This window comes from Streptomyces minutiscleroticus (assembly GCF_014650875.1).
In the GTDB taxonomy this organism is placed as follows: domain Bacteria; phylum Actinomycetota; class Actinomycetes; order Streptomycetales; family Streptomycetaceae; genus Streptomyces; species Streptomyces minutiscleroticus.
Map to the genome: position 1 here is coordinate 1 of NZ_BMVU01000162.1, position 2,727 is coordinate 2,727.

Consider the following 2,727-nt stretch of genomic DNA (forward strand, 5'->3'; position numbering starts at 1 on the left):
ACTCCTCCGGGTACGGAGACTGGCGTCCCACCTGGACATCCCTTCCTGGACCATCAAGATCCATTGTCAGGGTGTCCACTCCAAGGGATCAGCCTCAACCCGGGCCTCCCCCGTGATGGTGGACACACGTCTTTGATCACGCGGCGGACTCTGCTGCTTAATTCGGCGTTGTGGCTGCGAGTTGGTGGCTGAGGCGGGTGAGTCTGCTGGTCCGAGGCGCGAAGGACGGTTGGCTGGGGTTCCAGTGGGCGTCGAGGCGGATGACGTTGACGGCGGTGGCGGAAAGGCGCGCTGGAGGCGGGCCTTGGGCAGGCCGCGGTAGCGGGCCCGGCGGAGGCCGGTGACGTCGAGAGCCTGGTTGATGGTGCCCTCGATTCCGGCGCGGAGGGCGTAACCGGTCTTCCAGGTCTTGGTGGCCTGCTCGGCCCGGGCCTCGGTCAGGGTCTCGTGGGGTTCCTTCGGGCGGATCGGGTGGCGACCTGACACCGGCCTGGTCGAGGCGCTGCGGGGGGCAGACCAAGCACGGGCCCGTCCGACTCGCCGCCGACCTTGAGCGCCTGCACGGGATCACCATCGCGCCAGCCACCGTGCACCGCATCCGCGTACCCCGAGGCCTCAACCGGCTCCGCGACCTCGACCCGGCCACCGGTGAGGACTGCGCGAGGTCATCCGCTACGAGTATGAGCGCGTCGGCGACCTGGTCCACGTGGACGTGAAGAAGCTCGGACGCATCCCGACCGGCGGCTGGCGCATGCACGGCGTCGGTACGGACGCCGCCCGCGCCTCCAAACGCACCGGCCCCGGTACGGGGAAGGTCTGGTACACGCCGCTCTCGCATTTTTGAAGATTCAACGAGTTGTTCGGTTGAACCTCACGTCTACTGGAAGGGCTTCTGGCACCGGGAGCCCAAGCCGTCGGAGATCGGCGGTGAGGACGGCCACCGGGACTTCGCCGGCCGCATCCCGCGCCTGGCCATAGCTCTGCGCCTGCTGGCCTCCAAGGGCTCTCACGGGCCGGTGTGGTGGCATTATGGCCACACCGCCTGGGAGAAGCTCGACGTCGCCCTGGCCGACCGAGAGGCGCCGGGCGGATGTCTCGTACACGATCCACCGGATCCGGGCGCACGACGGGCGCGGGCCCGACGGGCACCGAGCGGTAGCCGCAGCCCCCGCTCCTGTCCCTCAACTTCCGCAGGACGGGTCATCCTCGCGCGCCTTGGTGATGCAGTCGTGCAGCCGGTCCCGTACGTCCCGCAGGTCCGCCATCTGCCGGTCGAGGCGGTCGCGTGCGGCCTCCAGCAGCTCCAGCAGTTCCGGTGAGACCTTGTCGGAGTCGACGAAGGGCAGTATCTCGCGGACGGTTCTGCTGGGCAGGCCAACGGAGTACAGCTGCTGGATCAGCCTGACCCGTTCGACGGCACCGGCCGAGTACCGGCGCTGGCCACCCGGATTCCGGGTGGAGTGCAGCAGGTTTTGCTGCTCGTAGTAGCGCAGCGCCCTCACGCTGACTCCCGCCTTCGCGGCGACCTCTCCGATCCGCATCCCGGCCTCCTGCTCTCTGTCACGCCCGGCTTGCACCTGACGCCGACGTCAGGTTTTAGCGTAACGAACGACGGACCCGGGCCGACGATCCCGTTCGCAGGAGAAGGAGAAATCTTCCATGGCAACACTCGGCTTCATCGGCAGCGGCAACATCGGCGCGAAGATCGCCCGGCTCGCACTGGCAGCGGGTATCGAAGTCGTCCTGTCCAACTCGCGCGGGCCCGAGAGCCTGGCCCGGACGGTCGCCGAACTCGGCGAGCGCGCCCGGGCGGCGACGCCCACGGAGGCGGCCGAAGCGGGTGACTGGGTCGTCGTCAGCGTCCCGCTCACGGCCCTCCGGCAGCTTCCGGCCGACGCACTGGCCGGCAGGACCGTGCTGGACACCACCAACTACTACCCGTCGTGGCGCGACGGCTACATCGATGTCCTCGACTCGGGCAGGATCACCACGGCCGAGTGGGTCCAGGAGCACCTGCCCGAGGCGAACACGGTCAAGGCGTTCGCCAACCTCAGCGACCAGCACATCCTCCCGCTGGCCCGGCCTGTGGGATCCGACGAGCGCTCCGCCTTGCCGATCGCCGGCAACAGTCTCCGGGCCAAGGCCTCCGCCGCCGAACTGATCAGCCGGCTCGGCTACGACACGGTCGATGTCGGCCCCCTGACGGAGAGCTGGCGCTTCGAGCCGGAGACGCTCCCCTCCGCGCTCCCGTACTTTGCCGACCCCGACGCGTTCAGGTCCGGCGTGGCCAAGGTCGCCAAGGCGCTCCGGGCCGGCTGCTCCCCAATGGACGTGGACTTCGCGGACCCCGGTGCGCCGCTGCCCGCACACCGCCTCCGCACCTTGCTCGACGAGACTCCCCGCGTACTGACCGCCGACCGCGCGATGCCCTGAGGCGCCGCCCGACTCATACGGCGGCCGCGAGGCCAGCACCTGACCCTGCCCCGGATGCGGCCGCCCCCTCCACCCCCGCCCCGACTTCCACACCGGCGACCACTGCGCCACCTGCGCCCGCGAGCTGGCCAAGGACCAGGCCGCGCAGGAGGAGACGGAAGCAGCCGCCCGACCCCGGCGACTGTTCGGCCGCCGCGCCTAGTACTACAGGGCTAGATCTTGATCATGGGGTGATGGGAGGCTGTGGCTGTGGCCACGACACAGCCCCATGATCGAGATCGTTCGTCGGATGCG

At 69.6% G+C, this 2,727-nt stretch carries 3 protein-coding genes and 1 pseudogene; 2 read left to right on the forward strand and 2 right to left on the reverse strand.

All coding sequences use genetic code 11. From position 1 onward, the window contains the following. Positions 1-66: 66 nt before the first annotated feature. Positions 67-486 carry a transposase gene (locus tag IE271_RS44275; RefSeq protein WP_190195434.1) on the reverse strand — a complete coding sequence of 140 codons (420 nt, stop codon included), beginning with the start codon at positions 484-486 and terminating at the stop codon, positions 67-69. Positions 487-706: 220 nt separating this feature from the next. On the opposite strand from IE271_RS44275, the gene IE271_RS44280 reads away from it, so the two are divergent. Continuing rightward, positions 707-844 (forward strand): hypothetical protein, encoded by a 138-nt coding sequence (locus tag IE271_RS44280; protein WP_373308918.1) that lies wholly within the window; start codon positions 707-709, stop codon positions 842-844. A gap of 337 nt (positions 845-1,181) precedes the next feature. Here IE271_RS44280 and IE271_RS40590 read toward each other — a convergent pair whose 3' ends face one another. Then, the gene (locus IE271_RS40590) at positions 1,182-1,541 is read right to left on the reverse strand and encodes a MerR family transcriptional regulator (RefSeq protein ID WP_190195435.1); all 360 of its coding nucleotides are present in this window, start codon (positions 1,539-1,541) and stop codon (positions 1,182-1,184) included. 115 nt (positions 1,542-1,656) lie between these two features. On the opposite strand from IE271_RS40590, the pseudogene IE271_RS40595 reads away from it, so the two are divergent. After that, positions 1,657-2,433, forward strand: a pseudogene (locus tag IE271_RS40595) (NADPH-dependent F420 reductase); the annotation flags it as partial. Between the last annotated feature and the right edge of the window lie 294 nt (positions 2,434-2,727).

Bases quoted from the DNA above. Each gene is read 5' to 3' on its own strand.
- IE271_RS40590 (WP_190195435.1), bottom strand. From the start codon at position 1,541: ATGCGGATCGGAGAGGTCGCCGCGAAGGCGGGAGTCAGCGTGAGGGCG.